At 70.5% G+C, this 14,768-nt stretch carries 15 protein-coding genes and 2 pseudogenes; 6 read left to right on the top strand and 11 right to left on the bottom strand.

What is annotated here, in order from left to right; all coding sequences use genetic code 11:
* The first annotated feature begins 69 nt into the window (after positions 1 to 69).
* Positions 70 to 432, top strand: coding sequence for a hypothetical protein (locus tag GA0115240_RS11760; RefSeq protein WP_093736620.1), 363 nt, complete (start codon positions 70 to 72; stop codon positions 430 to 432).
* 7 nt (positions 433 to 439) lie between these two features.
* Entirely contained in the window at positions 440 to 766 is a 327-nt protein-coding gene (locus tag GA0115240_RS11755) for a DUF4031 domain-containing protein (protein ID WP_093736619.1), read from the top strand.
* A gap of 32 nt (positions 767 to 798) precedes the next feature.
* On the opposite strand, the gene GA0115240_RS39190 is transcribed toward GA0115240_RS11755, so the two are convergent.
* Both GA0115240_RS39190 and GA0115240_RS11745 read right to left on the bottom strand, forming a co-directional pair.
* The gene (locus GA0115240_RS39190) at positions 799 to 1,152 is read right to left on the bottom strand and encodes an NUDIX hydrolase (RefSeq protein WP_370673323.1); all 354 of its coding nucleotides are present in this window, start codon (positions 1,150 to 1,152) and stop codon (positions 799 to 801) included.
* Positions 1,079 to 1,888 (bottom strand): transposase, encoded by an 810-nt coding sequence (locus GA0115240_RS11745; protein WP_370673321.1) that lies wholly within the window; start codon positions 1,886 to 1,888, stop codon positions 1,079 to 1,081. The genes GA0115240_RS39190 and GA0115240_RS11745 overlap by 74 nt, the downstream gene beginning before the upstream one ends.
* Positions 1,889 to 2,047: 159 nt before the next feature.
* On the opposite strand from GA0115240_RS11745, the gene GA0115240_RS11740 reads away from it, so the two are divergent.
* Entirely contained in the window at positions 2,048 to 2,725 is a 678-nt protein-coding gene (locus GA0115240_RS11740; RefSeq protein ID WP_093736617.1) for an alpha/beta hydrolase, read from the top strand.
* A gap of 64 nt (positions 2,726 to 2,789) precedes the next feature.
* On the opposite strand, the pseudogene GA0115240_RS11735 reads toward GA0115240_RS11740, so the two are convergent.
* The 6 genes and pseudogenes from GA0115240_RS11735 to GA0115240_RS11710 form a co-directional block, all read right to left on the bottom strand.
* A pseudogene (locus GA0115240_RS11735) lies at positions 2,790 to 3,317 on the bottom strand (adenosylhomocysteinase); the annotation flags it as partial.
* Between the two features lie 15 nt (positions 3,318 to 3,332).
* Positions 3,333 to 4,297: pseudogene (locus GA0115240_RS11730) on the bottom strand (helix-turn-helix domain-containing protein).
* 44 nt (positions 4,298 to 4,341) lie between these two features.
* Positions 4,342 to 5,820 (bottom strand): hypothetical protein, encoded by a 1,479-nt coding sequence (locus tag GA0115240_RS11725; RefSeq protein WP_141708806.1) that lies wholly within the window; start codon positions 5,818 to 5,820, stop codon positions 4,342 to 4,344.
* Between the two features lie 163 nt (positions 5,821 to 5,983).
* Positions 5,984 to 6,274 carry a DUF397 domain-containing protein gene (locus GA0115240_RS11720; RefSeq protein WP_093736615.1) on the bottom strand — a complete coding sequence of 97 codons (291 nt, stop codon included), beginning with the start codon at positions 6,272 to 6,274 and terminating at the stop codon, positions 5,984 to 5,986.
* Entirely contained in the window at positions 6,234 to 7,115 is an 882-nt protein-coding gene (locus GA0115240_RS11715; RefSeq protein WP_237554799.1) for a helix-turn-helix domain-containing protein, read from the bottom strand. Before GA0115240_RS11715 ends, GA0115240_RS11720 begins: the two co-directional genes overlap by 41 nt.
* A gap of 243 nt (positions 7,116 to 7,358) precedes the next feature.
* A complete protein-coding gene (locus GA0115240_RS11710) occupies positions 7,359 to 8,030 on the bottom strand; it encodes an HD domain-containing protein (protein ID WP_093736614.1) in 672 nt (223 codons plus the stop codon).
* A 258-nt stretch (positions 8,031 to 8,288) separates the two neighbouring features.
* Between GA0115240_RS11710 and GA0115240_RS11705 the strand changes: the two genes are divergently transcribed.
* Positions 8,289 to 8,999, top strand: coding sequence for a copper homeostasis protein CutC (locus GA0115240_RS11705; RefSeq protein ID WP_093736613.1), 711 nt, complete (start codon positions 8,289 to 8,291; stop codon positions 8,997 to 8,999).
* A 49-nt stretch (positions 9,000 to 9,048) separates the two neighbouring features.
* Here GA0115240_RS11705 and GA0115240_RS11700 read toward each other — a convergent pair whose 3' ends face one another.
* A complete protein-coding gene (locus GA0115240_RS11700) occupies positions 9,049 to 11,148 on the bottom strand; it encodes a HelD family protein (protein ID WP_370673320.1) in 2,100 nt (699 codons plus the stop codon).
* Between the two features lie 273 nt (positions 11,149 to 11,421).
* Here GA0115240_RS11700 and GA0115240_RS11695 point away from each other — a divergent pair, with 273 nt between their 5' ends.
* Both GA0115240_RS11695 and GA0115240_RS11690 read left to right on the top strand, forming a co-directional pair.
* Entirely contained in the window at positions 11,422 to 11,613 is a 192-nt protein-coding gene (locus GA0115240_RS11695; RefSeq protein ID WP_093736612.1) for a hypothetical protein, read from the top strand.
* A 212-nt stretch (positions 11,614 to 11,825) separates the two neighbouring features.
* Entirely contained in the window at positions 11,826 to 13,502 is a 1,677-nt protein-coding gene (locus GA0115240_RS11690; RefSeq protein ID WP_093736611.1) for a SpoIIE family protein phosphatase, read from the top strand.
* An 11-nt stretch (positions 13,503 to 13,513) separates the two neighbouring features.
* Here the strand turns inward: GA0115240_RS11690 and GA0115240_RS11685 are convergent, their stop codons facing one another.
* Positions 13,514 to 14,107 carry an RICIN domain-containing protein gene (locus GA0115240_RS11685; RefSeq protein ID WP_256069751.1) on the bottom strand — a complete coding sequence of 198 codons (594 nt, stop codon included), beginning with the start codon at positions 14,105 to 14,107 and terminating at the stop codon, positions 13,514 to 13,516.
* Positions 14,108 to 14,312: 205 nt separating this feature from the next.
* On the bottom strand, positions 14,313 to 14,768 hold a 456-nt coding region (locus tag GA0115240_RS11680), incomplete at its 5' end, for an LPXTG cell wall anchor domain-containing protein (protein ID WP_141708805.1).

Below are 14,768 nucleotides of genomic sequence, written 5' to 3'. Positions count from 1 at the left end.
CACCGGGTGCGCGGTGCGGGCTGGGACGGACCCCGGTCGATATCCGCGCGGGCTTGCGACAATGGACTCATGGAAGGCCAAGCAGACAACCGTACGATCGAGGTGGCGCTGCACGACGCCCGCGCCCGCGTCCTCGCCGACCTCGCCGCCCGCGCGGTGGCGCAGGCCGAGGTCGTCTCCCTGCTGGAGGAGGCGGTCAGCAAGCGCCGGTGGTGGGTCCAGCAGTGGCCGGACGGAGCCGCGTACGTGGCCGGGCTCCTCGCGCAGGACGTCCAGGACGCGCTGATGGAGACGCAGGGCCGCTGGCCGCTGTGCACGGTCTGTGACGAGCCGCACGCCCTGGCGGTCGAACCCGAGCTGGGCCCCGACCCGCACTGGGTCTGTGAGGCGCTCGGCGAGGCGATCGCCCCGGTGGGCGCACTGGGCGGGTGACCGCGCCATGACCGTCTACATAGACCCGCCCACCTGGCCCGGCCACGGCCGCCTGTGGTCCCACCTGATCAGCGACCGCTCCTACGACGAACTGCACACCTTCGCCGACCGCCTCGGCGCCCCGCCCCGCGCCTTCGAACGCGACCACTACGACATCCCCGCCCACCGCTACGCCGACGCGGTCCGCCTCGGCGCGACCGAGGTCGGCAGCAAGGAACTCCTGCGCCGCCTGACCGAATCGGGCCTGCGCCGCCGCAAGCCCCCCAAGGGCCTGCGCCTGGTCCACGACGTGCCCCTGCCGGAGTTCGACGTCGACGACGACGTGGAGCCGTGAGCCGGGGAAGTCCCCGGTCAGCAGCCCGCTGATCAGCGGCGTAGTGCGGCCATCACACGGGAGCGCAGAGGGTCGGCCGTCAGCGTGTCCGCGAACTGCCACGAGTAGTTCGTGACCTCCTCCTCTTGCAGTACAACGGCGTCCGCGCTGGTCCGGAAGAGGAAGCGGACGTCGAAGTGCGGGTGCTCCGGTTCACCCTTGGCGCCATTGGCCGGGATGGTGTGCACATCGATGTGCAGGGGCACCGCACCCTCCGGCTCGACCTGGTCGCGGCTGATGCCCGTTTCCTCGGCCAGTTCGCGCAAGGCGGCGTCACGGAGAGTCGTGTCGCTGTCCTCGACGTGGCCGCCGGGCAGAAGCCACTTGCCCAGGGCCTTGTGTTCGATGATGAGGACACGGCGGTCGGGGCGGACCAGGACCGCGCCGGCCGTGACGTGGCCACGGAATTCCTTGCGCGAGGTAACCGAGTCGCCGGCAAGCTCGACGACCTCGCACAGGGGCGCAAGAACCTCCTTCTCGTCCGGGTGGTCGGCCAGGTAGGCGTCGACGGTGTCGCGCACGTGCCGCGCGGTGATCGGCATGTTCTTCGTTCAGCAGCTGGATGTGCCAGTCCCTCTCGAGGTGGCCCTCGAAGTCCCGCCCGAAGTAGTTCTTGTCGCCGATCAACGTCTGACCGGGCCGATCTGCCAGCAGCTCGGACTCGACCTCGAACATGGCCAGCAGCGTCTCGCGCTCGTCGGCCTTCGCCCCGGTCAACGCGAACGCGACCGGCAGGCCGTGCAGCGTGCACACCAGGCGCAGCCGCAGCCCCCAAAAGAAGCGTGAGTGGCTGGCGCAGTAGAGGTATTCGGCCCATCCGGCAAAGTCGGAGCGTTTGACGGTCTCGCGGGAGCGCCCGCATTCCACCGGGGTGGAGTCGACCACCCAGACGCGGATCCGGCGGGCCTCGGAGGTGAAGCCGAGCAGTGCCTGCATAACCGAGAGCGTGACCAGTTCTGCGTCCCTCAGCCGCGGCGCTATGCCGACGTCGGGTCGGTACGGGGCCAGATGCGGCGATGCCTTCAGCAAGTCGTCAGTCTTCACATAGAGTGCGGTCGCGAGGGTATCCAGATTGTTCGTCACACAATGATCATGGATGCCCTCGCCTTATCAATGCGTGAAACACCTCCTACCGAGCGCGGGACAATTCCGGCCCCGCAGTGGGGTGTTCGCTCGCCGTGTCTCGATGGGCAGCACAACAGCGTTGAGGCACCGTGTTCGCTACCGAGGGGGCCGCTGACGATGGCTACGTATGTGTTGATTCCCGGTGCCGCGTCCGGCCCGTGGTACTGGCACTTGCTGGAGGCCGAGCTGCGTGGGCGGGGCCATGACGTGGTGGCGGTGGACCTGCCCTGCGACGACGACTCGGCCGGGCTGGCCGAGTACGCCGACACCGTGGTCGACGCCATCGGTGATCGCACCGACCTGATCTTGGTGGCCCATTCCTTCGGCGGGTTCACCGCACCGTTGGTGTGCGACCGCGTGCCGGTGGACCTGCTGGTGATGCTGCAGGCGCAGATCCCAGCAACGGGCGAGAGCCCAGGCCAGTGGTGGGCCAACACCGGCTTCGAGCAGGCCAGGCGCGACCAAGACGAACGCGACGGCAGGGATCCCGACGACGACACCGCCCTGTTCCATCACGACACCCCGCCAGCACTGGCAGCCGAGGCCAAGAAGCACACGCGCACGCAATCGGCCACACCGTTCATGAAGCCATGGCCACTGGCCGCGTGGCCGGACGTGCCCACGAAGTTCCTCTTGTCCAGAGACGACCGCTTCTTCCCCGCCGACTACATGCGCCGGATCGTGCGGGAACGCCTGGGCATTACACCCGACGAGCTGCCCGGTGACCACTGCCCCATGCTCGGTCACCCCATGGAACTGGCCGACCGCCTGGAGGCATACCACCCCGGGGCGTAACAGCCACACAGCTACACGCCCGTCTGACGCGTCAGCGCCAACATCACCCCTTGGAATGGATCATCTAGCGATTGAAGTAGCTGAGCCACATCCCGGCGATTGCCGCGCGGTCCGTTGCGTCGACCTCGTGCATACCGGATCCGAGGCTCTGGCGGGTCAAGGTTCGGACGCCGGCGAGTTTCTCGGCCTGCACCAGGTGGATGAACGGGCCCACGCTCGCGCCATGCAGAAAGTTGACGGCGTTTCCACCATTGAGCAGGTAGAAGTAGTGCCCAGTCGTCTGATAGCGCGTGATGTGGTCCCCGTGCGGGGTTCTTTGGTACACGTCGGGGAGGCCGACCAGGTCGAGTTCGTCCTCGCTGCTGGTGACCGTGGCCACGTAGGCGCCGTTCCGCAGGGCGGAGAAGTCCTCGCCCCGCAGGGACACAGCACCGGTCGCGCACAGGATCAGACCGGCGCCGTGCAGCGCGGTGTCGCGGTCCCTGGCGACGGCGAAGCCCTGGGAGAGGGCTTGTGTGCGGCGGACGGGGTCGGCGTCGTACACGGTTACCTGAACGCCCTTGGCATGCAGCAGACGGGCGATGTATGAGCCCCAGGAATACGACCGTCATCCGTCGAGGCGGAAGCGGTCCGACATCCGGCGCAGCTTCTCCCGGGTGGCCGCTCGCTCGGCATACACGATGCTCCGGAGGGTCGACCGGGCGATGGGATGGTTGCGCACGAGCTGGGGTGCGATGCGCTCGGCCTTCTCCAGTTCCGTCAAAGCCTTGTCTCGGCTTCCGCGCGGCGGCCCGCTCGGGCCGCGGAGACAGCTGCACGCAGCTGGAGCGAGCCCCATGCGCGGACCGCGAGTGGCTCCCCCTGGTCGTAGGCCCGCTGCACGGTGTGAATGGCCTTGTCCGACAAGGTGATGGCGTCGTCCCAGTCCGCCGTTGCCCACATGTCCCATGCCCGCATCCAGTCGGCAACGGACGGCATGACGGGATCTGCGGACTGCCGCGCGGACCAGGCGGCGCGCTCACAAGCCATGGCGATCAGCTCGGGGTGGCCGAGGGCATGCGCCGCCGTGTGCGCGAACTTGCAGCACACGGCATAGATGGCGAATGCCTCCTCCCGTTCGTGTCCGGCGGACACTTCAGCAAGAGCGCGTGTCTCGCGGAACAGGTCGGGGAGAACATCCATGATTGCCGCATTGGCGGCGGCGTCGCGCAGCCGGTGCAAACGGGCGGTTTCCTGCCAGAGCCGCTCGGCGGACCGGGGGGTCCCGTCGAAAACAGGGGCGAGGTCGTAGCGACGCAGCTCCCGCATGATGGCTGCGGCGGCCACTTGCCACTGATTGTCTTCCGGTGCGCTGTTGTACGGCCGCCCGATCAGGTCATTGGGGTGTACGTGCAACTGCGACGCCAGCAGGTTGAGCAGGCCGACCCGGTCGAGTTCAATATGTCCACGCTCCATCTTGGACACCCACCCCTGCGTCTTGCCGACGGCGGCGGCGAGGTCGGCCTGCGTCATGCCGAGACGGAGCCGTGAGCGGCGGGCGCGGCGGCCGATCTCTTCGGCTTCATCCACCATCAGCGGCGTATCTCCGCGGTGACCGCATCGGGCGGGTCCGGGGTTCACGTCGAGCGGTTGAGGACGCGGCTGACGCCGGCCACCACGGCGGTGGTGAGGGCCCAGCCCAGGAGGGTCAGTGCCCAGGCGAACCACTGGGTGAATCCCTGCGGCTGCCAGGTGTCGTTCTGTCCCAGGTCGACGATGGGGAGCAGCAGGCTCAGCGTGTAGATGAACGGATGGAAGGCGGGCGCGCCCTTGACGGTCGCGTGGGCGGGCCAGAGCGTGAACACCACCGATCCCGCCGTGGCGAAGAGGGTGAGCCAGATCCCCGCGATCCAGGTCCGGTATCCGTAGCCGACCGTGATGTCGAGCAGGTACCCCAGCAGGCGCCCCGGCGGGTTCAAGGTGCGGCGTCGACGGCGCTGGCCTTCCAGGGCGACCCGCCGGGCCTGCTGTTCCTCGCCCTTGACGCGGTACGCCGCGGCGAGCTGCTGGTACGGCTGGGGCCGGTACCCGCCGCGGTCCAGTGCGAGCCAGCGCAGCCGGTCCTGCGGACTGACCGGGAGGGCGGAGTCCAGCGAGAGGTACTCGAAGTTGTCGAGGTTCAATTCCTCCGGCCAGGTGCGCGGGTCGTCCTCGAACCCGCCGACTTTGGCCTGCCGGAGGCTCACCGACCGCGGTGGGGTGATGGGGAGCAACTGGACCCGGCCGGCCTTCAAACGGTCCAGTACGAGCTTGCTCCCCGCCGCGAAGGTCGTGTCGTTCAGATTGAGGGACCCGCCGATCGAGGCCGATTGGCCGGCGACGTTCCCGGAGAACCGGGCCAACTTGAAGGAAGCGTTGCGGCCCGTCCGCATCCACACGAGGTTCAGACAGTTCGTCCCCGGCGGGCTGGAGAAGGTCGCCTCGCGGGCGTCTATCCCGCCGTTGATGGAGGCGTTCCGCAGAGTGACGTGCCCCTCGGCCCGGAACGTCCGCTGGAAGAAAAGACTTTCGCCGACTTCGAGGCGTTCGCCTTGCAGGGCGATTCCGCCCCCATTCAGCAGTTGGGCATCCGACAGGCTGAACAGACCGGATATGCGGCCACTGAGCAGGCGGGTCTGTCCGACGACAACCAGCCGGCCGGCCAGCAGAGCTTTGGACACCGAGATGCGGCTGGCGAATATCGCCCGCTCACCCGGGTTGTGGATCAGCGCGTCCCGCAGTTTCAGGTCGCCGCCGATCTCCGCACCCGACAGATCGAGCAGCCCGACGCACACGAACCCCTGGTCCAGTTCGAGATTCCCCTGCGTCCGCAGCCCCGCGCCCTTGAAGCCGGGAACCTGGCAGCCCGGCAGGCGAATGGACGCGCACTCGGCGTCGGTGAGCACCGGCGCCTCGTCGAACAAGCTCTGATCGAGGCGTATCGGCGCGGCGACGGCCAGCCCCTCCAGATCGAATGTTCCGGAGATATGGGCGCCCACCACCTTCAGGGCCGGCCGCGCCCCGGGCGGAACGGGGAATTCCCCGGTCAGGAGCCGCACCAGTAACTCGGCTCGCACGACCCGATCCGGCTCGTCCTCCGGCAGATCAACGGTCTCCCCTTTCGGGAAGGCCGTGATCACCCGTTCTTCCGCCGGAGAGAAGGACTCTGCCACAGGACGCAAACTAGCGTGCACGGGCAGGGCCCCGAGGCCGAATTCACCAAGGGGCCGGGGGCCGCGGTCAGCCGGTGGGGAACTCGCCCCGGGCGGTGGCGGTGACGAAGGCGGTCCAGGCGGCCGGGGTGAAGTCGAGGGCGGGGCCGTGGGGATCTTTGCTGTCCCGGACGGGAATGACGTCGGGGAGGTTGTCCGCGACCTCGATGCATTCGCCGCCGTCACCGGCGCTGTAGGTGCTCTTGCGCCAACTGGCGCGCGTGAGGCTGTCGCTGGCCTCAATGCAGTTGCCGCCGCTGCCGCCGCTGTGGGTGCTCTTACGCCACGTCACCGCCCGCAGGCCGTACTTGGGCTCCATGTTCGTACTCCTCGGCTACCGCTTCGATGAGGGTCAGGGAAGCTTCCGGCGACAGGGCCGCCGCTGCGAGGAGATCGTATGCCAGCGAGTGGCGCTTGACGGTGGCCGGATCGACGATGAGCGTGCCGGTCGCCACACTTGAGAGGTATGCCATCGGGCTGTCGTTCTCGAAGGTCATCAGCCGCAGCGCACCTTCCATTCCCGCGTGAGCGCCCGCGCTGAACGGGAGCACTTGGAGGATGATCCGGTTGCGGCGGATCATCGCGGCAACGTGCCGGAGCTGTTCGGTCATCGCAGCGATGCCACCCACTGGGCGGCGGATCGCGGCCTCGTCCACCACTGCCCAGTAGTGCGGGCTGCTCTCGTTGCTGAAGATGCGGGCGCGGGACCGTCGGGCTGCCAGCCGCTCCCGAACCTCGGAATCGGGCAGGACCGGATCGTAGCCACGGATGACCGCGAGCGCGTACGCCTCGGTCTGGAGCAGGCCGGGCACGAGCAGCGGCTCCCAGTCCCGAAGGGACAGCGCGAAGCTCTCCAACTCGGCCGCGTCCGCGAAGTGTTCTGGATACGGAGATGAACGCCCCGCCGCCAGATTCCGGACGAAGAACCCGTCCGTCTCCAGGATCTCGTCCAGTTGGACGGCCATGTCGGGCTGAACGCGGCGCTGGCCCACCTCCAGGTTCGACACGTGGGACTTGGCGATGAACATCCGCGCCGCCAACTCCTCCAGGCTGAGCCCTGCCTGCTCGCGCTTGAAGCGCAACTCGGAGCCGTACAGCTCCCGTGAGGACGCGGACGGATCGAGTTTCCGCTGTTTGCCAGGCATCGGTCGGTCGGCCATCGCATGCTCCCTTGCGTGCGGAAAGTGGGCCCGATCAGAGCCATGACCGAGCGTAATGGCCCCACCACCACCCGCGCAGCGGAAACCGGCAAACCGGCAAACCGGCGAACCGGCAAACCGTCGATCGCCGAACCGGCAGCTCGGCTACCCGAACCATCCCTCGGCCGTGCGAGCCACGGCCCGTTGATGGTCGTCGCCATGGCCAGGTGCTCAACCTTGAGACCTGGGGCGGCCGTTCACGGCTCAGCCGAGAAGTTCCAGTTCGGTGCCGAGGTTGCGGCGGGCGACCGCTTCCCAGTGGGCCCGGCCGTAGCCGGTGCGGAACAGGTGGGGGAGGGCGAGCAGGCGGGCGAGGATCTCGGCGCGGCCGGTGCGGAAGAGGTCGTCGGGGACGAAGGCGTACTCCTCGCGGACATCCGCGGCGTACGCGGCATAGTCGGCGGGGTCGCCGGCCAGGACGGCGAGGTCGGCGTCGCAGAGCACCTCGCCGTTGCGGTCTCCGTCGCCGGGGTCGTGGGTGACGGTGAGCCGGACCAGCCGGGCGACCTCCTGCGTACGGCTCCCGTCCACCCCGACTTCGGGCAGCGCGCGCTCGGCGAGCTTCGCGCTGCGCTCCTCGTTCTCGCTGCGGTCCGGCCGGTAGACCGCGTCATGGAACCATGCGGCGAGCGCCACGGCGTCCGGGTCGTCCGCGTGCGCGGTCAGCTCGGTGGCCCGGGTCAGCACCGCCAGCAGATGGTCGAGCGTGTGGTACCGCCGCTGCGGCTCGGCCCACCGCTCCAGCAGGTTCTGCCCGTACGGCACGGGGTCGGGCGCGGTGTCCGGGTCCTGCTGGCAGCGGCGCACCAGCTCGCACCACTCGGCGAGCAGGGCGGCGTAACGGGGGTGCGCGGCAGCGGTCGACGTCGTCGGCATGCGGGCTATTGTGCGGCACCCGTGCCACGCGGGGCGCGGCGGATCACCTCAGGCGACATCGCCCGTGCTCAGGCGTCGACTCCTCGCCACGGCCGAAATCGCGCGCTGGGTCGGTCAGCCGGTGCGGATCGTGGACGTCCGGCCCTGACGGGCCCCGATCGCCGACGTCCTGACGGGGGGTCGGCCAGTGGGGCTACAGGTTCGGGTGGGATGGGGCTGCCTCTCGCGCGGGAGGAGTGCGTATGGCACCCTTCTCATATGTCTAGACCAATATTCGAGGTGATCGCGCTCGGCGCAGACGATGCCGTGGCGGCCCAGGACGGCGGGGCCGATCGCCTCGAACTGGTCACCGACATGGCCTCGGACGGGCTGACGCCCAGCCGGGCCACCTTCGCGGCGATCCGCGCCGCCGTGGACATCCCGCTGCGGGTCATGCTCCGGCTGTCCGACGGCTTCAGCGCGGGGGACGAACGCGGGCTGGACGCGCTCTGCGAGGCCGCGCAGGGACTGCGGGCCGAGGGGGCGGAGGAGTTCGTGCTCGGATTCCTCGACGGCGGCGGCCGGGCGGACCTGGAGGCCGTGCACGCGCTGGTGGATGTGCTCGACGGATGCCGGTGGACCTTCCACCGGGCCATCGACCGGGCCGCCGACCGCGACGCGCTGCGGCTGCAGTTGGCCGGACTGCCCGGTCTGGACACCTACCTCACCGCGGGCTCGGCGCACGGCGTCGCCGACGGCATCGACGTGCTGTGCGCCGAAGCCGCCCGGGAGGGCGAACCCGGCTACGAGCCGCGGCTGCTGGTCGGCGGCGGCCTGCTGCTCGATCACGTGCCCGAACTGCGGGCCGCCGGTCTCGACGCCTTCCACGTCGGGGGCGCCGTGCGCCGGGACGGCTGGGCCGGCTCGGTCGACGTCACGGCTGTCCGCACCTGGCGGGCCGCGCTGGACGCGCCGGTCGCGGTCGGCTGACCGGGCGGCCCGGCCCGGCCCCGGCCGTCCCGGACCGGCGCGGGCCCCGTCAGCCCGCCAGTGCCTCGGGCAGCGGTTCGCTGTGCAGGACCGTCAGACCGGACACCGCACGGGTCAGCGCCACGTACAGCCGGCGCAGCCCGGTGCGGGCGTCCGGTTCGGCGGCGACCAGGGCGGCGGGGTCGTCCAGCACCACGTAGTCGTATTCGAGGCCCTTGGCGAGCGAGGCCGGCACCAGGGTGAGGCGGGCGGACGCCGAGGTCTCCTCGCCCGGCGCGAGGTGGGCCAGGCCCGCGGCCGTCAGCGCGGCGGACAGCGCCGGGATCCGCGGGTCGGCCGCGATCAGGCCGATCGAGCCCTCCTCGCCCAGCGCCTCCCGGCAGGCGTCCAGCACCGCCGAGTCCAGCCCGGCCGCCGGCACCGCGCGGACCGACAGCGCGCCCGCCGCCTCCCGGACCGAGGTGGCCGGCGCCAGACCCGGCGCGATCGACGGCAGCAGCCGGGAGGCGTACGCGATCACCTCGCGCGGCACCCGGAAGCCCAGAGTCAGCTCCTCGATCCGGGCCTCCGGCTTCCCCAGGTGGGACAGCGCCTCCGCCCACGAGGACGTGGCCCAGGGGGTCGTGCCCTGCGCCAGGTCGCCGAGCACGGTGGCCGAGCCGGTCGAGCAGCGGCGGCCCACCGCCCGGTACTGCATGGGGGACAGGTCCTGCGCCTCGTCCAGCACCACGTGCCCCAGCGAGGACGTGCGCTGCACCAGGTCGTACGCCTCGTCCACCAGCACCGCGTCCGCCGCCGACCAGCGCGCCGCCTTCAGCCCGCGGGCCGGCTTCGCCCACCCGATCTCCCGCTGCTCCTCCTCGCTGAGCAGCCCGTCGGCGCAGGAGGCCAGGAACTCCGGCTCCGACAGCAGCCGCAGCACCGTCTTCGCCGGGTCGACCGGCGGCCAGCACGCCTTGACCACCGCCTTCACCGCCGGGGTCCGGGCCACCGCGTCCTGCACCCGGTCGTCCGGCGCCTCCCCGGCCCGCTCCATCTGCACCAGCACCGCGTGCGCGATCCGCTGCGGCAAGGCGTCGTGGGCGGCGCCGTAGCGGATGTCGCGCACCGCCAGCTCCCGGACGATCTCTTCCAGCTCATAGGCCGGCACCCGCCAGCGGCGCGAACCGCGGACCACCATCACCGGCTCGGTCGGCATCCGGATGCCGGCCCGGACCGCGCGGCGCAGCACCTCCGCCATCCGGGCGTCGCCCTTGATCCGGGCGGCCGCCGGCGAGTCCGCGCCGCGCACCTCCACATGGGCCACCAGATCGGCCACCGTGGCCTGCTTGACCTGCAGCTCGCCCAGCGCGGGCAGCACCTGCTCGATGTACCGCAGGAAGGACGCGTTCGGGCCGATGACCAGGGTGCCGGTACGCGCCAGCCGCTCCCGGTGCGCGTACAGCAGATACGCCACCCGGTGCAGGCCCACCGCGGTCTTGCCGGTGCCGGGCGCGCCCTGCACGCAGACCGTGCCGGTGACGCCCGCCCGGACGATCTCGTCCTGCTCGGGCTGGATGGTCGCCACGATGTCCCGCATCGGGCCGACGCGGGGCCGTTCGATCTCGGCCTGGAGCAGGCGGCTGGATGTCTCCGACTCGTCCGGGTCGGAGAGGTGCTCGTCCTCGTACGCGGTCAACTCGCCGCCGGTGTAGCCGAAGCGGCGGCGCAGCGCCACATCCATCGGCTCGGTACGGGAGGCGCGGTAGAAAGGCTGCGAGACGGGGGCGCGCCAGTCGATGACCATGGGTTCGCCGTCGCCGTCGTGCACGTGCCGGCGCCCGATGTAGAAGCTCTCGCCTTCGGCGCCCTCGGCCAGTTCCACGCCGGGGGCGTGCCGGTAGTCGAGACGGCCGAAGAACAGGGGGGTGTGGGCCAGGTCGGCCAATGCCTTGATGCGGATGTCGATTTGCGCGGTCAGGACCTGGGCGTTCACCCAGTTGGCGGCGACGTCGGCGATGTCGAGCGCTTCGACGTCGTGGCGCATGGCGCGCAGGGCGGCCCGGGAGGAGGACAGGTGGTCGCGTTCCCGGCGCAGCGGGTCCTGATCAGGGGAGTGGTTCTCGGACTGGTTGGGGGGCTGGCCCTGGGTCTGGGCGTGCGAGGGCACGGCTTTGCCTCCGGCTCGATGCGGATGGTGTCACGAGGGCCGGCCGGTTTCCGTCCGGGCGGCGGCACTCCCGCTCGGGGAGGCGGCAAGACCGACGATCCTACGCGCCCGGCGGAGCGGCGCGAAATGGTTTTCCGCGGGACTTCCGGAGACTTCCGGGGGCCCACCCCGGGTCGGCTCAGGGTCGGGGGTCAGCCTGTGGGCGGACAGACGAACGACAGAATGATCCGCCGGTCCGACGCACTCCGGATGCGGGAATCGTAGGCTTGAGATATGGCTACCAGCACGCTTTATCCCGTTCCCACCAGCCATGGTGGCACTTCGATAGGCGCCCACCCCGAACCGCCGGGGCACCGTCTCGGCAATGTCCTGCGAGCGGTCCGTGTCTTCGCGTCCGCAGCGGTCGAAGTCGTGATTCTCGGCAGTGACGGACAGGCGCTCGGCACATCGCGCTATCCGAACTGAATGAGCCTCGCCCACCTCGTCGACCGCTGACGGAGAACCCCTGCGCGGAGGACGGCCGCCGCGCTTGGCGCGGGGTCGCCCGGTATCAGGCATCCGCAAGGGGCGGTACCGTGAGAGGGGGCCGATGTGTGGATGTCGCACGAGGTCAGAGCGTCGACGGGCGAAGGCGAAGAGGCGGTGCGCGGCGGCCGCGGGACCGGGACGGAGGTGCCATGGAACGTCCCAGCGCATCCGGGAGCCCGTCGTCCGACGACAGCGGGCGCACCCTCGAAGAAATCCTGACGGCGGAACTCCCCGGCTATCTCGCGGCCAACCTCATGGGCGGCTTCATCTGGGAGTTCCCCTCGGACCGGGTTTACCTCCGCGAGGGTGCCCTGCGGGTATTCGAATTCGAACCCGACGAGTTCGACGGCCGGGCCGATTCCCTGCGTGAACGCATGGTGACGCGTGACGCACCCGGCCTGGTGGAAAGGGCGCTGGCCGGCGCCGACGAATACGGCGCCTATTTCCGCACCCGCTCCCGCGACGGGACCCTGCGCTGGGCGCATGTGCAGGCGGCCATCAAGCGCGGCGACGACGGAAACGCACTGCGAGCCGTGGGCATCGTCCGGAACGCCGACGCCGAACTCAGCCACGCCGCCCAGCAGGCCATCCTGGCCGCCGACCGGCAGCAGCAGACAGATGTCGTGCAGGCGACCACGGCGGCGCTCGCCCGCGCGCTGTCCGTCGAGGACCTGCTGGAACTGGTGACGGGCGGGCCGTTCCTGGCGGGGCTGGGCGCCTCCGGAGTGGCCCTGAGCGTGGTCGAACAGGACCGGCGACGGCTGCTCGCCACCACGGGCCTGCCGCCCGAGCTGCTCCACGACCTCGGGGTGGCCAGGATCGACTCCCCCCTGCCCATCGCCGAAGCGATCCGCTCCCAGACGGCCTTCTTCATCACCCGCGAGGACGTACGCGAGAACTACCCGCTGCTGTGGCCGTACATCGAGCCGACGGACCTGACCTCCACCGCGATTCTGCCGCTCGCCGCCGAAGCCCGGCCGACCGGCGCCCTGGCCATCCTCTACCAGGGCAGACGCGATTTCAGCCCCGAGGAACGCAACCTGCTGCTCGCCCTCGCCGGCACCTTCTCGCAGTCCCTGCAGCGTGCCCTGAAGTACGACCAGGAGCACAGCATGGCTGCCGCCCTGCAGCAGGCGATGCTCCCGGCGCGCATCCCGCGGGTGCCGGGCCTCTGCTTGGCCGTGCGGTACCAGCCGGCCGCCCGGGGGCATCAGGCCGGCGGCGACTGGTACGACGCCATGACGCTTCCCGGCGGCGGGATCGCCCTGGTGGTCGGCGATGTGCAAGGCCACGACGTGCACGCCGCAGCGGTGATGGGCCAGGTCCGGGCCGCACTGCGCGCCTACGCCGCCGAAGGCCACTCACCCGAGACGATCATGGCCCGGACCTCGCGCTTTCTCGCCGAACTGGACACCGATCTGATCGCGACCTGCATCTGCGCCCATCTGAGGCCGGACAGCGCCAGCGTCACCTTTGTCCGCGCCGGGCACCCGTATCCGCTGATCCGGGGCGCCGACCGCCGCACCGGCCCCATCGAGGTCGCGGGCGGACTCCCGCTGGGCCTGCCGCAGCTTCACGACGAGCCCTATCCGGCCACCCGGATCGGACTGGGACCCGAGGACACCCTGCTGATGTGCACCGACGGCCTGCTGGAGTCGCACGGCTCGGACCTGGACGCCGGGGAACGCCAGATCCGAACCCTGCTGGACGAGGGGCCCAGCGATCTCGACGAGCTGGCCGAACACATCGTCGCCACCATCGAGCAGCGACAGGGTCAGGAGGACGACATCGCCCTGCTGCTGGCCTGCCTCGACCGGACCGACTGACGCCCCGCCGGTCAGTTGGAGGCGTTCTCCCAGACCGGCAGCCACACGTCGTTGTCGACGCCGTGCGGTGTACAGGTGAACTGGATCAGCTCATTGCCCTGCCCGACGCCGCCCCGCACGTTGAGGCACTTGCCGCTGGACCGGACCACGATCTGGTAGCCGATGCCCTTGTGGACGAACTTCCACTGCTCGTTGGGGTAATTGCCGCAGGTGTACTGGATGACCGGCGCCGCTTCCTCGTCCCCGCCGCCCGCGACGTTGAGACACTTGCCGCTCTCCTCCGACCGCAGCAGGTAATAGCCGTTCGCGGTGGCCTCCGGCTCCCAGCGCTCGTTCGGCGCGTGGGAGTACGGCCACTGGATGACATGCGCGCCGTTCTCTCTCGAGGCGCCTCTGACGTTGGCCACCTCGCCGGGAGCGCTCGCCAGCCGCAGCGTGAGGGTGCGCACGTGGGCGGCCGCTTCGGCCGTGGGCGCCGATCCGAGCGCGCCCAGCATCAGCCCGGCGCCGATGGCCGCCGCGCCCAGGCCGGCCGCCCGGCGCATCGCGGGCTTCCTGCGCGCCGCGGTGGTGGCAGTCGTCGCACGCGTCGTACTCGTGGTCACGGATCCTCCAAGTGGATGGCCGGAACAAGACGAGCCGAGCATGCCCAAGGGGAGGCCACGGGCATGCCGAATGCCCACTCTTGTCCACTCCTGGGAGTGATTAGTCATGTATGACGAGTGATGTGCTCATATGCCGAAGTCGGCCGCTCCGGGATACTCCGGGGCGGCCGACTCGGGTCCTACGGGCTGCGGGTGTCGCGATCCGCTAGCTGTGCCGTCCGCGGCGGCGGGTGAAGATCACCAGCGCACCGCCCGCGGCGAGCGCGCCCGCTCCGGCCAGCGCTGCCCACTCCACGCCGTCCACACCGGTGTGCGGCAGGTGCGGGTGGTGGGGGTGCTTGGTCGGGGGTGTGTGCGGCGGGCAGCTCGTGGTCTCCCTGCCCGGCCAGGAGTGCGTCGGCTTCGGGTGGTGGCCGTAGACCGGCGCGGTGGTCTGCTCCCCGGGCCAGGAGTCGGACGGCTGGGGGCTGCCGTAGGAGGGCTCGGTGACGTGCTCCCCGGGCCAGGAGTCGGAGGGCAGCGGATTGCCGTGGGGGGACTGCGGGACGCCGTGGGACGGCCCCGTCACGTGCTCGCCGGGCCAGGAGTCGGACGGCAGCGGATTGGCGTGGGGGGACTGCGGGACGCCGTGGGACGGCCCGGTGACGTGCTCGCCGGGCCA

The organism is Streptomyces sp. DvalAA-14, from assembly GCF_900091855.1.
GTDB lineage: Bacteria > Actinomycetota > Actinomycetes > Streptomycetales > Streptomycetaceae > Actinacidiphila.
This window is presented reverse-complemented; position numbering and strand designations above follow the sequence as displayed.

Bases quoted from the DNA above. Each gene is read 5' to 3' on its own strand.
- GA0115240_RS11715 (WP_237554799.1), bottom strand. From the start codon at position 7,115: ATGGCCGACCGACCGATGCCTGGCAAACAGCGGAAACTCGATCCGTCC.
- GA0115240_RS11705 (WP_093736613.1), top strand. From the start codon at position 8,289: ATGTCTAGACCAATATTCGAGGTGATCGCGCTCGGCGCAGACGATGCC.
- GA0115240_RS11740 (WP_093736617.1), top strand. From the start codon at position 2,048: ATGGCTACGTATGTGTTGATTCCCGGTGCCGCGTCCGGCCCGTGGTAC.
- GA0115240_RS11755 (WP_093736619.1), top strand. From the start codon at position 440: ATGACCGTCTACATAGACCCGCCCACCTGGCCCGGCCACGGCCGCCTG.
- GA0115240_RS11690 (WP_093736611.1), top strand. From the start codon at position 11,826: ATGGAACGTCCCAGCGCATCCGGGAGCCCGTCGTCCGACGACAGCGGG.
- GA0115240_RS11720 (WP_093736615.1), bottom strand. From the start codon at position 6,274: ATGGAGCCCAAGTACGGCCTGCGGGCGGTGACGTGGCGTAAGAGCACC.
- GA0115240_RS11710 (WP_093736614.1), bottom strand. From the start codon at position 8,030: ATGCCGACGACGTCGACCGCTGCCGCGCACCCCCGTTACGCCGCCCTG.
- GA0115240_RS11760 (WP_093736620.1), top strand. From the start codon at position 70: ATGGAAGGCCAAGCAGACAACCGTACGATCGAGGTGGCGCTGCACGAC.
- GA0115240_RS11695 (WP_093736612.1), top strand. From the start codon at position 11,422: ATGGCTACCAGCACGCTTTATCCCGTTCCCACCAGCCATGGTGGCACT.